This is a genomic window from Sphingomonas sp. DMC8, assembly GCF_056314185.1.
On the sequence record NZ_JBQUYV010000007.1, the window covers coordinates 84,255 to 103,382 of the forward strand.

General features: G+C 66.2%; 21 protein-coding genes. 9 read left to right on the forward strand and 12 right to left on the reverse strand.

The window, feature by feature from the left end; all coding sequences use genetic code 11:
• The first annotated feature begins 31 nt into the window (after positions 1-31).
• Together ACT53K_RS14940 and ACT53K_RS14945 are read left to right on the forward strand one after the other, a co-directional pair.
• Positions 32-382, forward strand: coding sequence for a CidA/LrgA family protein (locus ACT53K_RS14940; protein WP_476229506.1), 351 nt, complete (start codon positions 32-34; stop codon positions 380-382).
• Positions 379-1,083, forward strand: a complete 705-nt coding sequence (locus tag ACT53K_RS14945; protein WP_476229507.1) for an LrgB family protein — start codon at positions 379-381, stop codon at positions 1,081-1,083. Before ACT53K_RS14940 ends, ACT53K_RS14945 begins: the two co-directional genes overlap by 4 nt.
• Here ACT53K_RS14945 and ACT53K_RS14950 read toward each other — a convergent pair.
• Complete coding sequence (locus ACT53K_RS14950; protein ID WP_476229508.1) at positions 1,080-1,484, reverse strand: PAS domain-containing protein; 405 nt, start codon at positions 1,482-1,484, stop codon at positions 1,080-1,082. The genes ACT53K_RS14945 and ACT53K_RS14950 overlap by 4 nt on opposite strands.
• Before the next feature lie 98 nt (positions 1,485-1,582).
• Between ACT53K_RS14950 and purL the strand changes: the two genes are divergently transcribed.
• From purL to bfr, 7 genes are all read left to right on the forward strand, one after another.
• Complete coding sequence (purL, locus tag ACT53K_RS14955) at positions 1,583-3,799, forward strand: phosphoribosylformylglycinamidine synthase subunit PurL (RefSeq protein ID WP_476229509.1); 2,217 nt, start codon at positions 1,583-1,585, stop codon at positions 3,797-3,799.
• A 134-nt stretch (positions 3,800-3,933) separates the two neighbouring features.
• Positions 3,934-4,989, forward strand: coding sequence for a sensor histidine kinase (locus tag ACT53K_RS14960; RefSeq protein WP_476229510.1), 1,056 nt, complete (start codon positions 3,934-3,936; stop codon positions 4,987-4,989).
• 65 nt (positions 4,990-5,054) lie between these two features.
• Positions 5,055-5,468, forward strand: a complete 414-nt coding sequence (locus ACT53K_RS14965) for a hypothetical protein (protein ID WP_476229511.1) — start codon at positions 5,055-5,057, stop codon at positions 5,466-5,468.
• 184 nt (positions 5,469-5,652) lie between these two features.
• Positions 5,653-6,231, forward strand: coding sequence for a nitroreductase family protein (locus tag ACT53K_RS14970; protein WP_476229512.1), 579 nt, complete (start codon positions 5,653-5,655; stop codon positions 6,229-6,231).
• A gap of 10 nt (positions 6,232-6,241) precedes the next feature.
• A complete protein-coding gene (locus ACT53K_RS14975; RefSeq protein WP_476229513.1) occupies positions 6,242-7,483 on the forward strand; it encodes a DUF418 domain-containing protein in 1,242 nt (413 codons plus the stop codon).
• 35 nt (positions 7,484-7,518) lie between these two features.
• On the forward strand, positions 7,519-7,689 hold the full coding sequence (locus tag ACT53K_RS14980) for a (2Fe-2S)-binding protein (RefSeq protein ID WP_476229514.1): 171 nt from the start codon (positions 7,519-7,521) through the stop codon (positions 7,687-7,689).
• 86 nt (positions 7,690-7,775) lie between these two features.
• Positions 7,776-8,258, forward strand: a complete 483-nt coding sequence (gene bfr, locus ACT53K_RS14985; RefSeq protein ID WP_476229515.1) for a bacterioferritin — start codon at positions 7,776-7,778, stop codon at positions 8,256-8,258.
• A gap of 193 nt (positions 8,259-8,451) precedes the next feature.
• Here the strand turns inward: bfr and ACT53K_RS14990 are convergent, their stop codons facing one another.
• The 11 genes from ACT53K_RS14990 to ACT53K_RS15040 all read right to left on the reverse strand — a co-directional run bounded on the left by ACT53K_RS14990 (position 8,452) and on the right by ACT53K_RS15040 (position 19,107).
• Complete coding sequence (locus ACT53K_RS14990; protein WP_476229516.1) at positions 8,452-8,871, reverse strand: Hpt domain-containing protein; 420 nt, start codon at positions 8,869-8,871, stop codon at positions 8,452-8,454.
• A gap of 95 nt (positions 8,872-8,966) precedes the next feature.
• Complete coding sequence (gene der / locus ACT53K_RS14995; RefSeq protein WP_476229517.1) at positions 8,967-10,319, reverse strand: ribosome biogenesis GTPase Der; 1,353 nt, start codon at positions 10,317-10,319, stop codon at positions 8,967-8,969.
• Positions 10,320-10,453: 134 nt separating this feature from the next.
• Positions 10,454-11,776 (reverse strand): outer membrane protein assembly factor BamB family protein, encoded by a 1,323-nt coding sequence (locus ACT53K_RS15000; RefSeq protein ID WP_476229518.1) that lies wholly within the window; start codon positions 11,774-11,776, stop codon positions 10,454-10,456.
• Entirely contained in the window at positions 11,773-12,486 is a 714-nt protein-coding gene (locus ACT53K_RS15005) for a tetratricopeptide repeat protein (protein ID WP_476229519.1), read from the reverse strand. Before ACT53K_RS15005 ends, ACT53K_RS15000 begins: the two co-directional genes overlap by 4 nt.
• Positions 12,487-12,560: 74 nt before the next feature.
• Complete coding sequence (gene panB, locus ACT53K_RS15010; protein ID WP_476229520.1) at positions 12,561-13,418, reverse strand: 3-methyl-2-oxobutanoate hydroxymethyltransferase; 858 nt, start codon at positions 13,416-13,418, stop codon at positions 12,561-12,563.
• Positions 13,419-13,464: 46 nt separating this feature from the next.
• Positions 13,465-13,860 carry a hypothetical protein gene (locus ACT53K_RS15015; protein WP_476229521.1) on the reverse strand — a complete coding sequence of 132 codons (396 nt, stop codon included), beginning with the start codon at positions 13,858-13,860 and terminating at the stop codon, positions 13,465-13,467.
• Between the two features lie 129 nt (positions 13,861-13,989).
• On the reverse strand, positions 13,990-14,337 hold the full coding sequence (locus tag ACT53K_RS15020) for an ArsC family reductase (protein ID WP_476229522.1): 348 nt from the start codon (positions 14,335-14,337) through the stop codon (positions 13,990-13,992).
• A gap of 7 nt (positions 14,338-14,344) precedes the next feature.
• Positions 14,345-14,758, reverse strand: coding sequence for a GNAT family acetyltransferase (locus ACT53K_RS15025; RefSeq protein ID WP_476229523.1), 414 nt, complete (start codon positions 14,756-14,758; stop codon positions 14,345-14,347).
• 8 nt (positions 14,759-14,766) lie between these two features.
• Positions 14,767-16,077 carry an MFS transporter gene (locus ACT53K_RS15030; protein WP_476229524.1) on the reverse strand — a complete coding sequence of 437 codons (1,311 nt, stop codon included), beginning with the start codon at positions 16,075-16,077 and terminating at the stop codon, positions 14,767-14,769.
• 35 nt (positions 16,078-16,112) lie between these two features.
• Positions 16,113-18,251, reverse strand: coding sequence for an acetate--CoA ligase family protein (locus tag ACT53K_RS15035; RefSeq protein WP_476229525.1), 2,139 nt, complete (start codon positions 18,249-18,251; stop codon positions 16,113-16,115).
• A gap of 19 nt (positions 18,252-18,270) precedes the next feature.
• Entirely contained in the window at positions 18,271-19,107 is an 837-nt protein-coding gene (locus tag ACT53K_RS15040) for a p-hydroxycinnamoyl CoA hydratase/lyase (RefSeq protein ID WP_476229526.1), read from the reverse strand.
• Positions 19,108-19,128: the final 21 nt, after the last annotated feature.

Sequence of the window (19,128 nt, forward strand, 5' to 3'; positions counted from 1 at the left end):
GGCGGCCGGCGGCCATGTCATGGCGCAGGGCATGATTGCCGCCATTGCCACGCTGCTTCTGTGCCAGTTGCTCGGCACCTGTCTGCAACTGCTCAGCGGAGTTCCCCTGCCCGGCGCCGTGATCGGCATGTTCCTGTTGCTCGGCTGGCTGTTGCTGCGGCCGGGGGAGCGGCCCGCCCTGGTGCAGGTTTCAGCATGGCTGACGGCACATCTTTCTGTGATGTTCGTGCCCGCGGCGGTGGGGCTGATGGAAGAAGGCCCGGTACTGGCGCGCAGCGGCGCGGTGTTGCTGGGGGCGACGATCGTTTCGACATTGCTCACCATTCTTGTCACGGCCCTCGTCTTCCGCTGGGCGCTGGCGCGGCAGGAGCGGCGCGCATGACGGCCGAATGGCAGAGCTTCGCTGCCTCTCCTTTGTTGTGGCTGGCGGTCACGCTGGTCGTGTTCGAGGGCGCGGACCAGCTTTCGCGGCGGAGCAACCGCCATCCGCTCTGCCATCCCGTGCTGCTCGCGACGCCCGTGCTGATCGCGATTCTGCTCGCCTCGCACACCCCCTATCCGCGCTACGCCGCCGCGACCTGGATCCTCGGCTTTTTGCTCGGCCCGGCCACGGTGGGACTGGCAGTGCCGTTGTGGCGCAATCGCGCGCTGGTGCGGCGCGTTGCAGGACCGCTGGCACTGGCGCTGCTGGCCGGGTCGGCCACGGCGATCGTCAGCGCCGTCGGCATTGTCTGGGCATTTGGTGGCACACCGCAACTGCTCGCGACGATCGCGCCGCGATCGGTCACTACGCCAGTCGCGATGGCGCTGGCGCAGCAACTGGGGGGCATTCCCGCGCTGGCGGCAGTGATCGTACTCGTCTCGGGCGTGTTCGGCGCGATGGTGGCCAGCCCGGTACTCAACCGAATGGGCATGACCGACTATCGCGTGCGGGGCTTTGCCGTCGGCGTCGCCGCGCATGGTTTCGGCACGGCCCGGGCGTTTCAGGTATCGGAGATAGGCGGCACCTTTGCCGGCATCGGCATGGCGCTCAACGCCGCGATGACCGCGCTGCTGCTGACGATCTGGGCGCTACTGCTCTAGCGATCAGCGCCCGGTGGCAGGTGCGCCATTTCTTCGGTGATGTCCTGCTTGGTGCCGTAAAGGCGCACCGGCCGTCCGTCCCGGCATTCGACATCGGCCGTCAGGCGCATCCAGCGCACGCTGCCATCTGCGCGCCGGATCTGCGCGTCGAACGTGAAGCTGCCGGCCGTCGCAATGGCCTGGTCACGCAATGCAGCGAGCTGCGCGCGCGATTCCGCACTGTACATCGCCACCGCCTGATCGCGCGTGACCGGAGCCCCGCGCGGGAGGCCGAAAAGGTCATAGACGCCGGGCGACCAGCGAATCTCTTCCGTTACCAGATCGCACTCCCAGGACGCAGGCAACGGCATCAGCGGATCGTCCGCGTGCAATCCGGAACCGGCAAAGGGCAAGATGTCCATGCCGAAAAGCGTTAGCACCGGCGGAGTTAACGGGCTGTATGTCCCTTGGCGCACAGGTGGGGTGACGCGCGGCCCACACCCCGCTAAGGGGTCCGGCCATGACCCAGATCACGCCCGAGATCGTGGCCGAGCACGGCCTGTCGCCCGAAGAATATGAGCGCGTCCTGAAGGCGCTCGGCCGCGAGCCGAACCTGACCGAGCTCGGCATCTTTTCGGTGATGTGGTCCGAGCATTGCAGCTACAAATCCAGCCGCATCCATCTGAAGAAGCTGCCCACGACCGGCCCGCAGGTGATCTGCGGCCCCGGCGAGAATGCCGGCGTGGTCGATATCGGCGACGGGCAGGCCGCCATCTTCAAGATGGAGAGCCACAACCACCCAAGCTACATCGAGCCCTATCAGGGTGCGGCGACCGGCGTGGGCGGTATCCTGCGCGACGTGTTCACCATGGGCGCGCGCCCGATTGCCAACATGAACGCGCTGCGCTTCGGCCGGCCCGATCATCCCAAGATGAAGCATCTGATCGCCGGCGTGGTCCATGGCATCGGCGGCTATGGCAATTGCGTCGGCGTGCCGACCGTGGGCGGCGAGGTGAATTTCCACCCCGCCTATGACGGCAACATCCTGGTCAACGCGATGACCGTCGGCATCGCCGATACCGACAAGATCTTCTATTCGGCAGCATCCGGCGTCGGCAATCCGATCGTCTATGTCGGCTCGAAGACCGGCCGCGACGGCATCCACGGCGCGACGATGGCGAGCGCGGATTTCGGCGAGGATTCGGAAGAGAAGCGCCCCACCGTCCAGGTCGGCGATCCGTTCACCGAAAAGCTGCTGATCGAAGCCTGTCTCGAACTGATGGCGTCGGACGCGATCGTCGCGATCCAGGACATGGGCGCGGCCGGCCTCACCTCCTCCTCGGTCGAGATGGCGTCCAAGGGCGGCGTCGGCATCGAGCTGATCATGGACGACGTGCCGCAGCGCGAAACCGGCATGACGCCGTACGAGATGATGCTCTCCGAATCGCAGGAGCGCATGCTGATGGTGCTCAAGCCCGGCCGCGAAGCCTTTGCCGAGGCGATCTTCCGCAAGTGGGAGCTCGACTTCGCCGTCATCGGCCATGTCACCGACACCGGCCGCATGGTGCTGAAGTGGAAGGGCGACGTGGTGTGCGACATACCGCTCGCCCCGCTGGCCGACGAGGCGCCGCTCTACGATCGCCCGCATGTGCCGACGCCGAAGCAGCCCGAACTGCAGAATGTGCCGGAATGCACCGATCCCGCAGCCGATCTGCTCAAGCTGATGGGCTCGCCGGACATCGCCAGCCGCCGCTGGATCTGGGAGCAATATGACCACATGGTCGGCGCCGACACCGTCCAGCGCCCGGGCGGCGACGCCGCAGTGGTGCGCGTCCACGGCACCGAGAAGGCGCTGGCGATCACCACCGACTGCACCCCGCGCTATTGCTTCGCCGACCCGGTCGAGGGCGGCCGCCAAGCGATTGCCGAGGCATGGCGCAACCTTTCCGCAGTGGGCGCTACTCCGCTGGCGGTGACCAACTGCCTCAACTTCGCCAACCCGCAGCGCCCGGAAATCATGGGCCAGATCGTCGGCTGCCTCGAAGGCATGAGCGACGCCTGCCGCGCGCTCGACTTCCCGATCGTCTCGGGCAATGTCAGCCTCTACAACGAGAGCAAGGCGACCGGCGGCGGCTCGGCGATCCTGCCGACCCCCGCGATCGGCGCGATCGGTCTGCTCAAGGACTGGCAGAAGAACTGCACCATCGCCTTCAAGGGCACGGGCGACGTGATCATCGCCGTCGGCGAGCGCGGCGGCCATTTGGGCCAGTCGATCTGGCTGCGCGAGATTTGCGGCCGCGAGGAAGGCCCACCCCCGCCGGTCGACCTGATGATGGAGCGCCGCACCGGCGCGTTCATCCGCGCGGCGATTGCCGGCGGCGCAGTCAGTGCCTGCCATGACGTGTCCGACGGCGGACTGGCGGTCGCGGTGGCCGAGATGGCGCTGGCCTCGAACATCGGCGCGATCCTCGACCAGCCGCAGCCTTTTGGCGTGGCAGGAAGCTGGTTCGGCGAGGACCAGGGCCTGTATGTCGTGACCGTGAAGGACGAGGCGCTGGCCGACTTCCTGGTCGCCGCCGACAAGGCCGGCCTCGCCGCCGATCCGATCGGCCGCACCATCGCCAACCGCATCATCTTCGAGATGGAGGAAGGCGATTTCTGCGTGAGCCTGGACGATCTCCGCAAGGCGCATGAGGGCTTCTTCCCCGCGCTGATGGGCACGTCTGCGACGAACTGACCGCGCTTCCTCTACCGGGCCTCAGGGCGCGCTTGCGTCTGGATTGTTTCTAAAGGATGAGAAGCAAGGCCCGGTGGCTTCCTTAAGGCGGGAGGCATGCCGCTTTCCGGGGCCCGGACGAGACGTGCACGCGAATGAAGCCGCTGGACCAAACCCTGGAGCGTCTGCCGCTACTGACGGAACGGCGGCTGCTTGCCTATGCGATAACGGTTCTGCTGTGCGCGCTGGCGTGGTGGCTGCGGCTGGTGCTTGACCCGTTCTTTCCGCCGGGCTTTCCATACCTTACCTTCTTTCCCGCGGTCATCCTGTCGTCTTTCCTGTTCGGCCGCTGGCCCGGCGCCGTGGCGGCGGTGCTGTGCGGCGTGCTCGCCTGGTATTTCTTCATTCCACCGGGACGCACCTTCGTGCTCAGTCGCAACACCGCAGTGGCGCTGCTTTTCTACGCGGGCGTGGTCACCGTCGACATCCTGCTGGTGCACTGGATGCAGCTGGCCAACGGCCGGCTGGCCGCCGAACGGGAACGCAGCGCGGCGCTGGCCCGCCGGACCGAATTACTGTTCCACGAACTCCAGCACCGCGTTTCGAACAATCTGCAGATGGTGGGCGCCATGCTCACGCTGCAGAAGCGCAGCCTGCCGGAAGGCGATGGCCGGCGGGCGTTGAGCGACGCCGCTGCCAAGCTGCAGCTGATCGGGCGAATCCAGCGCCAGCTCTATGGCACGCATGGCGAGCAGGTGCCGCTGGACGCCTTTGTAACCGAGCTGGTCCGTGACCTGGCCGAAGCGAGCGGCAAGCCCGGCATTCGCCATATCGTTACCGCCGATACCGGTCTGTCGCTGCCGCCTGACAGCGCCATTCCGCTCGCGCTGATCGTCGCCGAGGGCCTGGCGAACGCCATCGAACATGGCTTTGCCCAGCGCGAGCAGGGCACCATTCTGGTGCGGCTGGACCGCGATCATCGGGGGCTGGCGCTCAGCATCGAAGACGACGGTGCGGGCCTGCCGCCCGACTTCGATTCCGCGCGTGTCGACAGCCTGGGCCTGCGGATTGCGCGCAGCCTGGCCGGACAGTTGGGCGCCAACATGCAGATCGCGCCGGCAAACCCCGGCACGGCCCTGCGCCTGAGCGGCATCACCATCGCCGCGATCGCGACGCCACCCTGGGCGGAGCACCGTCGCCCGGCAGACTGACGTACATCAAGGATATTGGCCTGCAGCCGTGCGATGCATTAGACTCGCGCACCAGGGAGGCCGCCATGATGACCACGGGTTATTCGGCCACGCCACTGGCCGACAAGCTGGGCCTGAAGCCGGGCATGCGCGTCTGGTTTCACAATATGCCGGAGAGCGTCCGCGCGGAGATAGATCCGGAACGGATGGTGCTGGAGGAACAGCCCTGCGCCTCCGACGGATTGCAGGGGGCGCACCTGTTCGTCACCGAACGAGACCATCTGGAACGCGAACTGAAGGCCCTGCGCACGCTGCTCGCGACCAATGGTTTCATATGGGTATCGTGGCCAAAAAAGGCTGCAAAACAACCAACTGACGTGACCGAAGATGTGGTCCGCGCGGTCGCTTTGCCGATCGGGCTAGTGGATACAAAGGTTTGCGCGGTGGACCCGATCTGGTCCGCGCTCAAACTGGTTATCCGCAAGGAACTCCGGGAATAATACCAAATCGACGGTACCAACCTGGCCATGCTAGGGGAAAGTCCAGACTCGACGGGCTAAGCGGCGGTCGCGACACCCCCGTTCGGAAAACATGATGGTCCCATCGCACCCCGTTCCCTGGCCACCCTATCCGCCCCTTTCGGAAGCCGAACGCATTGCGCGCGCTGCGGCATTTCGCGATACCATGGCTACACGGCACAGTTGCCGCGCCTTTTCCGACACACCGGTCCCGCGCGACGTGATCGAAGCTGCCATTGCCGCCGCCGCCAGCGCGCCGAGCGGCGCCAACCGTCAGCCCTGGCATTTCTGCGCCATTTCCTCGCCCGGCGCCAAAACCGCCATCCGCGTGGCAGTGGAGGAAGAAGAGCGCCGTTTCTATGGCAGCCAGCGCAGCGCAGAATGGCTGGGCACGCTCCGCGCGTTCGGCGGGGGCTCGGACAAGGCGTTTCTGGAGGTGGCACCCTGGCTGATCGTCCTGTTCGGCCAGACCCGCGCCGACACCGGCGATCTGACGCCCTACCCGCTTGTCACCGAAAGCGTCGGCATCGCTTGCGGGCTGCTGCTTGCGACGCTGCATCACGCAGGCCTGGCAACGCTGGTCCATACGCCGGACCCGGCCGGCTTCCTCAACCGGGTGTGCCGCCGCCCGCCGGTGGAAAAGCCCCTGATGCTGGTGGTGGTCGGGCATCCGGCAGCGGACGCCACGCTGCCTTCCGCAGTACTGCACAAAAAGCCGATGGAAGAGGTTGCAAGCTGGCTGTAAGCGCCATCCGGTGACGTTTGCCCCTGCCAACCGCCTCCCTTCGCTGGACATCGTGCGCGGCACGGCGGTTCTCGGCATCCTGCTGCTCAATATCGTCGGCTTCGCCATGCCGGAGGCCGCCTATTTCAACCCGCGGGCCTATGGCGGCTGGCACGGCGCCGATCTCGTCGCCTATCTGACTAATTTCCTGTTCTTCGACAGCAGGATGCGCGGTCTTTTCTCGTTCCTGTTCGGCGCGTCGATGCTGATCGTGACCGAGAGGGCTCAGGCCGGCGGCCGCAATCCGGCGGTGGCGCATTATTCGCGCATGGCCTGGCTGCTGCTGTTCGGGCTCGCGCACCTGTGGCTGGTCTGGCACGGCGACATTCTCGCCCATTATGCGCTGGTGGGCATGATCGCCTATCCGTTGCGTCGCCTGCCGGTGGCTCGGCTGGTGGCATTGGGCGGCTCGCTGGTGGTGGTGAGCGTATTGCTGTTCGGCACCATCGCCCATTCGGCATGGCAGCTTTCCACCCACCCCATGCCGGGCAGCGCCCGCCAGCTCGCCGAACTGGTCCAGGCCTTCGGAGCCCCGCCGCCGGACCGGATTGCCACAGAAATCGCCGTCCATCGGAGCAACTATGCCACGTTGGTGGCACAGCGTTTCACCGAGTACCGGTTCAGCCCGCTCTCGATGCTGATGCTCTTCGGCTGGGAAACCCTCGCCTATATGCTGTTTGGCATGGCGGCGCTGAAAAGCGGCTTGCTGGCCGGCAAATGGACGCGCGAACGCTATCGCCGCTGGTGGATACGGAGTTGGGCCGTGGCGGTTCCAGTCTATGCCGTGCTGGCGCTGGACCTGGTGCGCGCGGAATTCAGCCTGCCGGCAGTGGTGCTGGACGCCGTGACATTGCCGGGTCTGGTGCGGCCGGCGATGATTCTAGGCTGGGCCTGCCTGATCCTGCTGCTCGCGCAGCCCGGCGGCTGGCTGAGCAACCGGCTGGCGGCAGTGGGGCGCATGGCCTTTTCCAACTATCTCGCCACCAGCCTGCTCTGCGTTATACTGTTCGACGGCTATGGGCTGGCCTGGTTCGGGCGGTTGTCGCGCTGGCAGCTCTATCCCGTCGTCCTTGCCATCTGGGCGCTGATCCTGCTGTGGTCGGCACCGTGGCTGCGCCATTTCCGCTACGGGCCGATGGAATGGCTGTGGCGCAGCCTTGCGAGGGGCCGTTTTCAACCGATGCGCCGTCAGCTTGCGAATCAGTCGCATTAGCCCTACATTCCGATTCGCGAGTTGCGAGGGATGTGATGGTCGTCTGCGTCTGCAATGCTCTTCGGGAACGGGATGTGCGCGAAGCCGCACGCGGCGGCGCGCAAAGTGCCTGCCAGGCCTATCGTGCACTGGGGTGCCAGGCCAAATGCGGCCAATGCGTCCCCTTCGCCCGCGCCATCATCGCCGAGGAACGTGCGGCTGCGTGACAGTCGCAAGTAAAGACGCCTGCATTTCTGCGGTTTTTTTATCTTTCGGTTCGCGCTAGGCCCTTCCGCGAAGGGAGTTGCCGACCATGAAGGGCGATACCAAGGTTCTCGAGTATCTGAACGAAGTTCTCAAGAACGAGCTGACCGCGATCAACCAATATTGGCTGCATTATCGGATGCTCGACAATTGGGGCGTCCACAAGCTCGCCGAGTTTGAGCGGCACGAATCGATCGACGAGATGAAGCATGCCGACAAGCTGGCGGAGCGCATCCTGTTCCTGGAAGGGCTGCCCAATTTCCAGCTGCTCGGCCGGCTGCGCATCGGCGAGACGGTCGAGGAAATCCTGCGCTCCGATCTTGCGCTGGAAATGGAAGCGATCGCCGTGCTGCGCGACGCCGTCCAGCATTGCGAAACCGTCCGCGACTTTGTCAGCCGCGAACTGTTCGTCGAGATTCTGGAGAGCGAGGAAGAGCATGTCGACACGCTGGAGCGTCAATTCGACATGATCAGCCGGATGGGGCTGGAAAATTACATCCAGCTCAACAGCAAGGCGGCCGAGGCGGACTGATACCAAGCCGCGTCGCCTAATCCGCGCGTTGGAGTCCTATTCGCCAGCCGTCACCCCAGCGGAAGCTGGGGTGACGGCGACCGGGCGAAAACGGAACAGCGCTACTGCGGGAGATGCCAGCTTGCGCTGGCATGACGCAGCGGGATGGGGCGCCATCCACGCAGCCTGGCATGATCCGCTTACGCAACGAATGTCAGTTTGCCGCCGTCCGTTTGCCGAATCCTGCCGGACGGCGTACCGCAAGCGGATTGGCCTCGCGTTCCAGCATGGTCAGCGTCGTTTCGAACATCGGGCGCAGTTGAACGACATATTCCAGCGCATCGCTGGGAGTTTCGTGCCGTTCGACACAGGCGCGCGCCGTCATTTCGATCGTTTCGGCCAGATCGCCGAGCACATGCGCACCGAACTGCCGGGCCTCCCCCTTAAGCGTATGCGCCGGAATCACCATCGACGCGGCATTATTGCCGCGCATCGCTTCTTCGATCCGCATCAGCGATTTTACGCCATCCTCGCGGAAATAGCCGAGGATGCGAACGAAATTGGCCCCAAGTTGCGCACGCGCCTGCGCGAACGCAGCCCAGTCCACCAGCGGCTCACCGTTCGTCAAGTCCATGCCCGTCTCACCCGTATCCACGCGGTTTTGGCCGGCATCCTTAGCGGGCAGCAGTAAACAGGCTGTTGATACGTCCGGCTTTGACAGCCTCCGGATTATTCCTTGTTCCGGTCGAACGGATTTTTCGGGGCGCGCAAGGTCAGCCGCACCGGCACCGCTCCGAAATCGAATTCGCGGCGCAGACCGTTGATCAGATAGCGCTGATAGCTGGTCGGCAGCAGGTCGACGCGCGTGCCGAACAGCACGAAACTGGGCGGCCGCGTCTTGTTCTGCGTGACATAGCGTGGCTTGATCCGCTTGCCGCCGGGCGCTGGCGGCGGATTGGCCTCGAGCGCGCGTTCGAACCAGCGGTTGAGCTGGCCCGTGGATACGCGGCGCGACCAGGCTTCGCGCGTTTCGAACGCCACGCGGATCAGCACGTCCAGCCCCTTGCCGGTCGCCGCCGACACGGTGAGCAGCGGAACGCCCTTCACCTGCGCCAGCCCTTCGTCCAGCGCGGCCTTCACCCCGTTGAACAGGCTGGAGGCATTCTCCGCCACGTCCCATTTGTTGAGCGCGATGATCAGTGCGCGGCCTTCCTGCAGCACGCGATCGGCGATCTTCAGGTCCTGCACCTCCAGCCCGCGCGTCGCATCGAGCAGCAGCACCACCACTTCGGCAAAGTCGATCGAGCGCAGCGTATCGGCGACCGACAGCTTTTCCAGCTTCTCTTCGACGCGGGCGCGCTTGCGCAGCCCGGCCGTATCGATCAGCCGAACCGCGCGGCCTTCCCACTCCCAGTCGATCGCGATCGAGTCGCGCGTAATGCCGGCCTCCGGCCCGGTGATCATGCGGTCTTCGCCGAGCAGCCGGTTGACCAGAGTCGACTTGCCGGCATTCGGGCGGCCGACAATCGCCAGCTTTAGCGGGGCGTCGGGGTTTTCGGGGTCTTCCTCATCCTCTTCCTCGTCGCGCTCGACATGCGGCAGCAGCGCCTCGAACAGATCGGCAATGCCCTCGCCATGTTCGGCGGACAGCTGCACAGGCTCGCCCATGCCAAGCGCCATCGCCTCCAGCACCCCGGCCTCGCCGGCGCGGCCTTCCGCCTTGTTGGCGACGAGCACAACGGGCCGGTCGGTGGAGCGCAGCCAGCGGGCGATTTCCTCGTCGAGCGGGGTCACGCCGGCGCGTGCGTCGATCAGGAACAGCGATACATCGGCCTCGCGCACCGCCGCTTCGGTCTGCGCGCGCATCCGGCCAGGCAGCGTTGCGGCGTCCTCGTCCTCATAGCCGGCGGTGTCGATCACCCGGAACTCCAGCCCGAGCAGCGTCGCCTCGCCTTCGCGGCGGTCGCGCGTCACGCCCGGCTGATCGTCGACCAGCGCGAGGCGCTTGCCGACCAGCCGGTTGAACAGCGTCGACTTGCCGACATTGGGGCGTCCGATGATGGCGACGGTGGGAAGCGGCATAAGGAAACTCTTATCACGGTAGGGGCTCCAGAAAAGCCCGGCCCAAAACGCAACGGGCCGGGGCAGGCCCGATCGGCCGCCCCGGCACCGTCGCCAGACTGCCGCCCGCCCTGTTCGAGGCAGGCGGCGATCGATCATTTATAGGCGGTCAGCCGCCCCTTGTTGTCCAGCACGTACAGCATGTTGTTCACCACAACCGGCTGAAGGCTGATCGGATCCTTGGTCTCCTTGGTCGACAGGATACTGCCGTCCTTGGGCGATACCGAGACGATCTGCCCGCGCGAATTGACGAGCAGCAACCGCCCGCCAGCCGCCACCGGGCCGGTCCAGGAAATCGGACTGCTGACCTTTTTGGGCTTCTTGTAGCGCTGAAGCTGGACGATCCAACGCGCCTTACCGCTGCTGCGCGAGAGGCAAAGCAAACGGGCATCATCGGTGACGACGAACAGCCATTCGCCGACCGCCCAGGGCGGGGAAATGCCGCCGATCGTCTGTTCCCACAACGTCGAGCCGCTGGTGATGTCGATTGCGACCATGCGGCCACCCTCGCCCAGCGCATAGACACGGCCCTGATCGATCACCGGCTCGGCATCGATATCGGTAAGCGACGACACCGAGGTCGACATGCTCGAGCGCGTGAGCACGTCGCCCCACAGCGACAGGCCGTTCTCATAGCGATAGGCGTTGAGCTCGCCCGACGAGAAGCCGGCGATCACCGTGCCCTGCGCCGAAGCCGGTGCCGCGACGCCGAACACGCCCTGCGATTCGAGACTTGCGGTCGAGGTCCACGACACCTCGCCCTTTTCCTGGGTGAGCGCGAACAGCTGGTTGTCCTGCGTCACCACATAGACATTGCCGTTGGCGAGCGTCGGTGCGCCGCGCAGCGGACCACCCGGATGCGCGCGCCACAGCTCGCTGCCGTTGCTGGCGTTGAGCGCGACCACTTCGCCCAGCCCGTTCGAGGCGAACACCTTCTCGCCTTCGACGCTGACGCCGCCGCCGAACAGCGCCGAGCGATTGCGCTTCTGATTGGAGGTAGCCACCACCCAGATTTCCGAGCCGGTATCGGCGGCAAGCGCATGCACCCGACCGTCGGTGTCGATCACATAGAGCCGGTTGCCCGCCACCACCGGCGATGCCGCCAGCCGTTCCTTCGGCGAAGTCTTGGCAATCTGCTTCGACCACACGCGCGAGAGCGAGTCGCCCAGTGCCAGATGCCCCATCGACTTGGCGGCATTGCCACCCGGCTGGGTCCAGCTGTCATTGGCCTCCGGCGCCGGCAGGAGCACTTCCACCTGCGCCAGCGTCTTGTCCGCCTGGACGTCGTTCTCGGTCACGAGAATCGGCACACGCTCGCCGAGCACGGGGGTCTTGTGGCCGCCGGTGCCGCCCTTGAAGACGCCACAGCCGCTTACCAGCGCCAGCGCCGTCATGGCCGCCGTTACCTTATACTTCATTTGGTTTTCTTTTCCTGCGTCTGGGTCGCCGCGGGGGCGGCCGAAAGCACCTTCGCCAGATCGGCGGCGCGCTGGCGGATCGATTCGGGCACGCGATCGCCTGCCTGGCCGATCTGGGTGTAAAGGCGGATGGCCTGGTCGCGCTTGCCCGCCTTCAGATAGGCCGCCGCGACCATCTCGCCCGCCGTACCGAACCAAGGCGATTCGGGATTGGCATAGATGTTGAGGCGCTGGACGACCGTGTCGGGCGCCAGCGTGTCGAACTCTGCCTGGGTCTGACGCACCAGTGCCAGATCGCGCATCGCCTGATCGAGATGCGTATCGTTGGCGACCTGCGCGAACTTTGCCGCGGCGCCGGTCTTGTCGTTCCGCGCCAGCAGCAGATTGCCCAGCGTGATCCGCGCCATGGCCGTATAGCCGTCATCCCCGCCCTGAGCGACCTTCTCGAGGGCCGGTTCCGCCTGGGTGGGCTGGTTGTTGGCGACAAACTGCAGCGCGGCGTCGAACGCTTCGCCGCGCTTCTCCTGGGTCGCAGCGTTCTGATGCTGCCAGAAGAGGAAGCCTGCAATGGCAGCGAGGAACAGGACCACGCCGAGAACGATCAGCCGCCCATAACGCTGCCAAAGCGACAGCATCTGGTCGCGGCGATATTCTTCGTCGACTTCGCGAAGAAAAGCCTCGTCGGTGGTGCCGGAAGGAGGAAGCGCCAAAATCTACTCCATGGGTCTCGTGCGGGCGCGGACCTTAGCCACGCAGTGGAGGAAGGGAAAGCCGGGTTACCCCGTCAATCGCGCGCCGCATAGACCTGTTCCGCCCCCGGAAAGGCCCGGGAGCGTACCTCGGCGGCATAGGTTTCAACCGCGGCGGAAATGCGGCCGGCCATATCATCATAACGCTTCACGAACCGGGCGGTGCGTTCGAACAGGCCCAGCATGTCTTCCGCCACCAGCACCTGCCCGTCGCACTGTGCCGACGCGCCGATGCCGATGGTGGGGCAAGCGACCTTCTGCGTGATCTCGACGGCGATGGGTTCGACCACGCCTTCGACGACGATCGCGAAGGCGCCCGCCTCGTCCATTGCCACCGCATCGCCGACCAGCTTTTCGCGCTCGGCATCGCTGCGGCCGCGTGCGGCATAGCTGCCCAGCACGTTGATCGCCTGCGGCGTCAGGCCGATATGGGCGACGACCGGAATGCCGCGCTCATTGAGGAAGCGGACGGTCGGCGCCATCGCGGCCCCGCCCTCCAGCTTCACCGCCGCCGCGCCCGTCTCCTTGAGCAGCCGCGCTGCGCTGGCAAAGGCCTGTTCGGGGGAAGCCTCATAGCTGCCGAACGGCATGTCGATCACCACCATGGCATGATAGCTGCCGCGCACCACGGCAGCGCCGTGCGCCGCCATCATCTCCAGCGTCACCGGCACCGTGGAGGGCAGCCCGTAGATCACCTGGCCCAGGCTGTCGCCGACCAGCAGCATGTCGCAATGCGCGTCCATCAGCTGCGCCATGCGCACCGTATAGGCCGTGAGCATCACGATCGGCTCGCCGCCCTTGCGCTTGCGGATGGCCGGCACCGTCACGCGCTTCATCGGCGCCGGCGTGGGATTGGCGCGGCTGGTGGCGGTATCGAGCGTAAAATGCGACATGGCAGCGCTCTAGCGCGTTCGCGGGCCGCTCGCCAGCAGAGTCAGGTCAGAGGATCCAGCCCCGCCGCGTCGCAAATCCTGCCAGCCAGATCTGGAAGGCGCCGATCGCCAGGGTGGAAACGGGGATCGCCGCAGCCTTCAGCAGCCCCTTCTCGCCGATCACGCCGGTGAAGCCGAGCATATAGCCGAACTGGACGACCACTGCCGCAAGGGAAACTATGTAGAGGATATTGGCCATCCGCGACCGCCGCAGCATCGCCACCGATCCCCAGAGCGCCGCCCCCACCGCAATGGCGAAGTCATAGCTGAACCAGACCGGCAGCTCCTGATGAAACTGCCGCTCCCATGCCGATGCCGACATCGCCGTGTGCGGATCGAACGTGACGTGCTGGTAGAATGCGACGCAGCCGATCAGGCTCCACAGCAGAAGCAAGCTCGCCACGCTCCGGAACCAGCCGGCAGGCCTCTGTCGAATATAAGACGCCATGCAACCCCAATAATTTCTGGGTTCAATGACGTTAATTTAGGATAAAAACGTAGGTCTGGCCACAAATCCGGCGTTTATCGGCAATCAGAGTAACGCGCGCGCATAGCGTTCCGGCGCGAATCCGACGAGAATGCCGCCCGGATATTCGAGCACGGGCCGCTTGATCATCGACGGCTGGGCAATCATCAACGCTGTGGCTTTTGCCGAATCCAGTCCTGCTTTTTCGGCATCGGGAAGCTTGCGAAATGTGGTGCCCGCACGATTGAGCAACACTTCCCAACCCTCGGCCTCGATCCATTGCGCCAGCCGCGCGGGGTCGACACCTTCGACCTTATAGTCGTGGAAGACATAGGCGATCGCATTGGCATCCAGCCAGGCGCGCGCCTTCTTCATCGTGTCGCAATTCTTGATGCCGTAGAGTGCTGTCGTCATGCCTGCCCTAGTGCAGGAAATGGCCGAGCGTCACAACCGGCTGCGGCTCCAGCCCCAGCGCGCGATAGAAACCGGTCGCCGCATCATTGCCTTCGCGGACCATCAGTTGCAGCTTGGGACAGCCCCGTGCGCGCAGCCAGGTCTCGGCGGCCGCCATCAGCGCGCGACCATGGCCCTGCCCGCGCGCCGCATCCGCCACCGCCAGATAATAGACCCAGCCGCGATGGCCGTCATCGCCCACCATCGCGCTGCCCAGCAGGGTGTCGCCATCGCGGCACAACAGCACCACCGACTGCTCGCCTGCAACCGCGCGGAGGAAATCTGCCTCGGGGTCGTTCCACGGCCGGGTCAGCCCCGCTGCCTGCCATAGCGCGACCACCGCAGCACAATCTTCCGCCGACGCGGGCTCGATCCTGATCATGCCGCCGATTAGCGCGGGCGCGCCGGCATCCGCAATCCGAGCAGCGCCACCGCCGCCACCGCCGAGCCCAGCGCCATCACGAATGCCACCACCGGCAGCCCCAGGTTCATCTGGAACAACAGGCCGGCGACGATCGGCCCCAGCGCAGCGCCGCCGCGCCCGACTCCGATCACAAAGCCGGTGCCGGCGCCGCGCGTGGCGGTTGGGAAGCTCTGCGCGATCAGCGAATACATGCCGACTACGCCGGCATTGGTGCACGATCCGGCGATGGCGGCGACCAGCGCCAGGCTAGCCAGACCATGCTGGCCCTGCCCGAACAGCGTTACCGCGACCGTCGCCGCCGACAGTGCCGCCACCAGCAGCGGCCGCAACGGCACCCGCCAGCTCAGCGCGCTCAGCAGCAACGCCCCGCACAGCCCGCCGACATTGGCCCAGACCAGCACGCCACCCGCCTGCGAAGCGGGATAGCCCATGTCGACCACCAGCTTCGGAATCCATTTCAGGATGAAGTAGAAGGTCATGATGTGGCAGAAATAGGCGAGCGTCAGCAGCAGCGTGGTGCGCATCAGCCCCGGCGCGAACAGCGCTGCAAGCGGCAGCGACGGCACACCCTCCGCCCGATCGGGCAGGGCAGGCACAGGCGCCTGCCCCATGCGGGCGAGAATGCGGTTGGCGCGGGCCAGTGCGTCCCGTGGCTGGCGCTGCACCAGATAGCGGATCGATTCGGGCAGCAAGGTCCAGGTGAGCGGCAGGCACACCCCGGTCGCTATCGCGCCGAACAGAAACACATGGCGCCAGTCGCCCGACACCAGCAGCGCCGACGCGATCGACCCGCCGAGAATCGCGCCCACCGGATAGCCCGACGCCATCACGCCCACCGCCAGGCTGCGCGTGCGGGCATTGGCGAGTTCGGCCACCATCGCGTTGGTGCAGGCGAGCATCCCGCCGATGCCGAGGCCGGTGAACAGGCGAAAGGCAGACAGCATCACCACGTCGTGTGCCGTCACCGCTGCCAACATCCCCGTCGCCATGATGACGAGGCACAGCAGGATCGCCGGGCGCCGGCCGATCCGATCGGCGAGCGCCCCCAGCGCAACCGAGCCCAGCGCCATGCCGATCAGCTCCATCGACAGCACCAGCCCCAGCGCCGCGCGGTCGATATGCCATTCGGCGGCGATGCCGGGCGAAGCGAAGCTGATCGCCAGCACGTCGAACCCGTCGAGCGCGTTGAGCAGCACGCACAACAGGATCGCCAGTATCTGGACGCGGCTGAGCGGCGCCGCGTCCAGCCGTTTCAGCACGGCCGCCGATTCATTCATCCAACCTCTCCCTCGGGCGCTTCGTGCGCCTCGTGTCAGGCGCCCGCAGGCGCCGTCAGCATCAATGCATCCAGCGCCACCACGCCCTCGCCACGAGGATGGACGACCACCGGGTTCAGGTCCACCTCACGGATCGACGGTTCGGCAAGCAGCACCCGCGCCAGCCTGGCGATGAGTTCCGCCACGGCCGGCACGTCCAGCGCGGGCGCGCCGCGCCAGCCGCGCAGGATCGCCGCGCTCTTCAGCAGGTGCAGCTCGCGCTCGATTGCGTCGATGGTAAGGTCGCACGGCAGCAGCCGCACATCCTGCAGGATTTCGGCCGTGACACCGCCAAATCCGGCGAGAATCACCGGCCCCCATTCCGGATCGCGCTTGGCACCGACGATCAGCTCGACGCCGCGCTTGCCCATGGCCTCCACCAGCACGCCGTCGAGCGTCAGGCCGGGGCGATAGGCGGCGACGTCAGCGTGCATCTTGTCCCAACCCGCGCGCACCGCCGCTTCATCGGCCAGGTTCAGCACCACGCCGCCGGCATCGCTCTTGTGGCTGAGTTCGGCCGACTGCGCCTTGAGCACCACCGGATAGCCGATCGTCGCGGCAACCTGCACCGCCTCGTCCACCGTGCGGGCAAAGCCGCCCTTGGGAAACGGCAGGCCAAGCGGACCGAGCACTGCCTTGGCGCGATATTCGGGCACAACCCCGCCGAGCGGCAAGCCCGCACAGGCGAGCGGCGCAGCGTCAGCACTGGTGAAGTCCCGCGCGGCATGGCGCGATAGCCGTGCAATGGCGCGGAACACGCGCTCGGTGGAGGCGAAGCACGGCACACCCGCCGCGCGCAGCCGGGCGATGTTTTCGGCCCCCAGCGGCGCGCCTTCGTCCAGCCCGGTGAAGATCAGCGACTTGGTGATCGGCGCGTCCTCCACCGCACGCAGGATCGGCGGCAGCTTGATCGCGACGGTGGCCGGATCGGTGAGGATGATGCCGGCAACGACGCAGCCGAAGCGATCGTCCGCACCCAGCGCCTTGAGCAGCCGGTAATACATGTCGGGCTCGACCAGCCCCTGCGCGGTGATGTCGAGCGGATTACTGACGCCGACAAAGTCCGGCATCGCCGCGCGCAAGGCGGTTGCGTTGGCGTCGTCGAGCGCCGGCAGCGCGACGCCCAGTTCCTCGCACAGATCGAGCGTCAGCGCCTTGAACGCGCCCGATTCGCCCAGCACCGCGGTGCCGCCGCCGGGCAGCGCCGGGCAGCGGGCGGCGATTTCGGTGATGTCGCCCAGTTCCTCCAGCGTTTCGGCGAACACCACGCCGGCACGCTCCACCATCACCCGCATCAACTGATAATCGCCGGCCATCGCGCCGGTGTGTGTCGCAGCCGATTCGCGCGCGGCGCTGCTCTTGCCGGGGTGGAGCAGCACGACCAGCTTGCCCGCCGCCCGCGCCTTGCGCGCCGCGTCCAGGAAGCGCTGGGGCTTGCGGAACTGCTCGACGATCATCGCGATCACCTGCGTGTTCGGATCGTCCACGCAATAATCGACATAATCCTCGACGCCGCTCGCTGCCTCGTTGCCGGTTGAAACCGACAGCGTCACCGGCAACGCACGGCTGAGCAGCATCGTCGCCAGCACGGCTGCCATCGCCCCGCTCTGCGAGACGATGCCTACACCCGCGCCCGCCCCACGCTCCGGCACCGTCGTCTCGACGAAAGTGAGCGGCACCCGTTCGACATAATTGACGAGGCCCAGGCAGTTCGGGCCTTCGATCACCATCCCCGCCTCGGCGGCGATGCGGGCGATCTCGCGCTGGTCCGCCAGGCCCTGCTCGCCGCCTTCCGCGAAACCCGCCGAAAAGACGATCGCCGCGCCCACCTTGCGCGCGGCGAGTGCGCGGATCGTGTCCACCACCCCGGCGCGCGGAATGGCGAGTACTGCGGCATCCACGCCCTCCGGCAGCGCCTCTACCGACGGCAGACAGGGCCGGCCGCCGATCGTTTCGCGCTTCGGGTTGATCAGGTGGATGTCGCCGGCAAAGCCGTTGCGCTCCAGATTGGCGAGCACCGAGGCGCCGAGCGCCCCGGGCTTGTCCGAGGCACCGACGATCACGACCGATTTCGGCCGCAGCAGCCGATCGAGCGCAAGGCCGGTCGCCGGCGGGGCGAGCGTATCGACGGTCATCGGTGCCGCTCCCTCTGGCTCAGGCGTTCTGCTTGGACTTGTCGTACGCGCCGAGGCCCGGCTTGTACGTCTTGTCGTCGATGAACTGCTTGATGCCTTCCTTGCGGCCTTCATTGTCGTAGCTGTTGGCCGCTTCCTGCGCGCGGATCAGATAATCCTCGGCATTGTCATAGGTCATTTCGCGCACGCGGCGGATCGCATCCTTGGTCGCCTTGAGCGCCACCGGGTTCTTCTTGAGCAGCACCTTGGCCACTTCCTCGACGCGCGCCTTCAGGTCGTCGAGCGGCACCGCCTCGTTGACCAGGCCCCATTCGGCGGCCTTCTTGCCGCTGACATTCTCGCCCATCATCGCGTGGTACATCGCGTTGCGGAAGCCGGTCAGCTCGGCGATCACCTTGGAGGCGCCGCCGCCGGGCAGGATGCCCCAGTTGATCTCGGAAAGGCCGAACTGCGCCTCTTCCGCGGCAAAGGCGAGGTCGCAGGCGAACAACGGGCCATAGCCGCCGCCGAAGCACCAGCCATTGACCATCGCGATGGTCGGCTTGTGATACCAGCGCAGGCGACGCCACCAGGTATAGGCCTCGCGCTGCGCCTTGCGGGTGGCGCCCAGGCCCTTGGCCTCGTTCTCGCGGAAATATTCCTGCAGGTCCATGCCGGCCGACCAGGCGGTGCCCTCGCCGCTCAGCACCAGCACGCCGACATCGTCGCGATATTCGAGCGCGTCGAGCACTTCCACCATCCGGCGGTTGAGCCGCGGCGACATGCAGTTGCGCTTGTCGGGGCGGTTGAAGCGCACCCAGGCGATGCCGTCGATGACGTCATAGGCAACGGTAGCTTCTTGGATCGGATCGATCATTGCAATAACTCCTTGGGGAGC

Bases quoted from the DNA above. Each gene is read 5' to 3' on its own strand.
- ACT53K_RS15035 (WP_476229525.1), bottom strand. From the start codon at position 18,251: ATGACCGTCGATACGCTCGCCCCGCCGGCGACCGGCCTTGCGCTCGAT.
- ACT53K_RS15025 (WP_476229523.1), bottom strand. From the start codon at position 14,758: ATGATCAGGATCGAGCCCGCGTCGGCGGAAGATTGTGCTGCGGTGGTC.
- bfr (WP_476229515.1), top strand. From the start codon at position 7,776: ATGAAGGGCGATACCAAGGTTCTCGAGTATCTGAACGAAGTTCTCAAG.
- ACT53K_RS14990 (WP_476229516.1), bottom strand. From the start codon at position 8,871: ATGGACTTGACGAACGGTGAGCCGCTGGTGGACTGGGCTGCGTTCGCG.
- ACT53K_RS14950 (WP_476229508.1), bottom strand. From the start codon at position 1,484: ATGGACATCTTGCCCTTTGCCGGTTCCGGATTGCACGCGGACGATCCG.
- ACT53K_RS14970 (WP_476229512.1), top strand. From the start codon at position 5,653: ATGGCTACACGGCACAGTTGCCGCGCCTTTTCCGACACACCGGTCCCG.
- ACT53K_RS15020 (WP_476229522.1), bottom strand. From the start codon at position 14,337: ATGACGACAGCACTCTACGGCATCAAGAATTGCGACACGATGAAGAAG.
- ACT53K_RS14945 (WP_476229507.1), top strand. From the start codon at position 379: ATGACGGCCGAATGGCAGAGCTTCGCTGCCTCTCCTTTGTTGTGGCTG.
- ACT53K_RS14980 (WP_476229514.1), top strand. From the start codon at position 7,519: ATGGTCGTCTGCGTCTGCAATGCTCTTCGGGAACGGGATGTGCGCGAA.
- panB (WP_476229520.1), bottom strand. From the start codon at position 13,418: ATGTCGCATTTTACGCTCGATACCGCCACCAGCCGCGCCAATCCCACG.
- ACT53K_RS15000 (WP_476229518.1), bottom strand. From the start codon at position 11,776: ATGAAGTATAAGGTAACGGCGGCCATGACGGCGCTGGCGCTGGTAAGC.
- ACT53K_RS14965 (WP_476229511.1), top strand. From the start codon at position 5,055: ATGATGACCACGGGTTATTCGGCCACGCCACTGGCCGACAAGCTGGGC.
- purL (WP_476229509.1), top strand. From the start codon at position 1,583: ATGACCCAGATCACGCCCGAGATCGTGGCCGAGCACGGCCTGTCGCCC.
- ACT53K_RS14940 (WP_476229506.1), top strand. From the start codon at position 32: ATGATTGCCGCCATTGCCACGCTGCTTCTGTGCCAGTTGCTCGGCACC.
- ACT53K_RS15040 (WP_476229526.1), bottom strand. From the start codon at position 19,107: ATGATCGATCCGATCCAAGAAGCTACCGTTGCCTATGACGTCATCGAC.
- der (WP_476229517.1), bottom strand. From the start codon at position 10,319: ATGCCGCTTCCCACCGTCGCCATCATCGGACGCCCCAATGTCGGCAAG.
- ACT53K_RS15030 (WP_476229524.1), bottom strand. From the start codon at position 16,077: ATGAATGAATCGGCGGCCGTGCTGAAACGGCTGGACGCGGCGCCGCTC.
- ACT53K_RS14960 (WP_476229510.1), top strand. From the start codon at position 3,934: ATGAAGCCGCTGGACCAAACCCTGGAGCGTCTGCCGCTACTGACGGAA.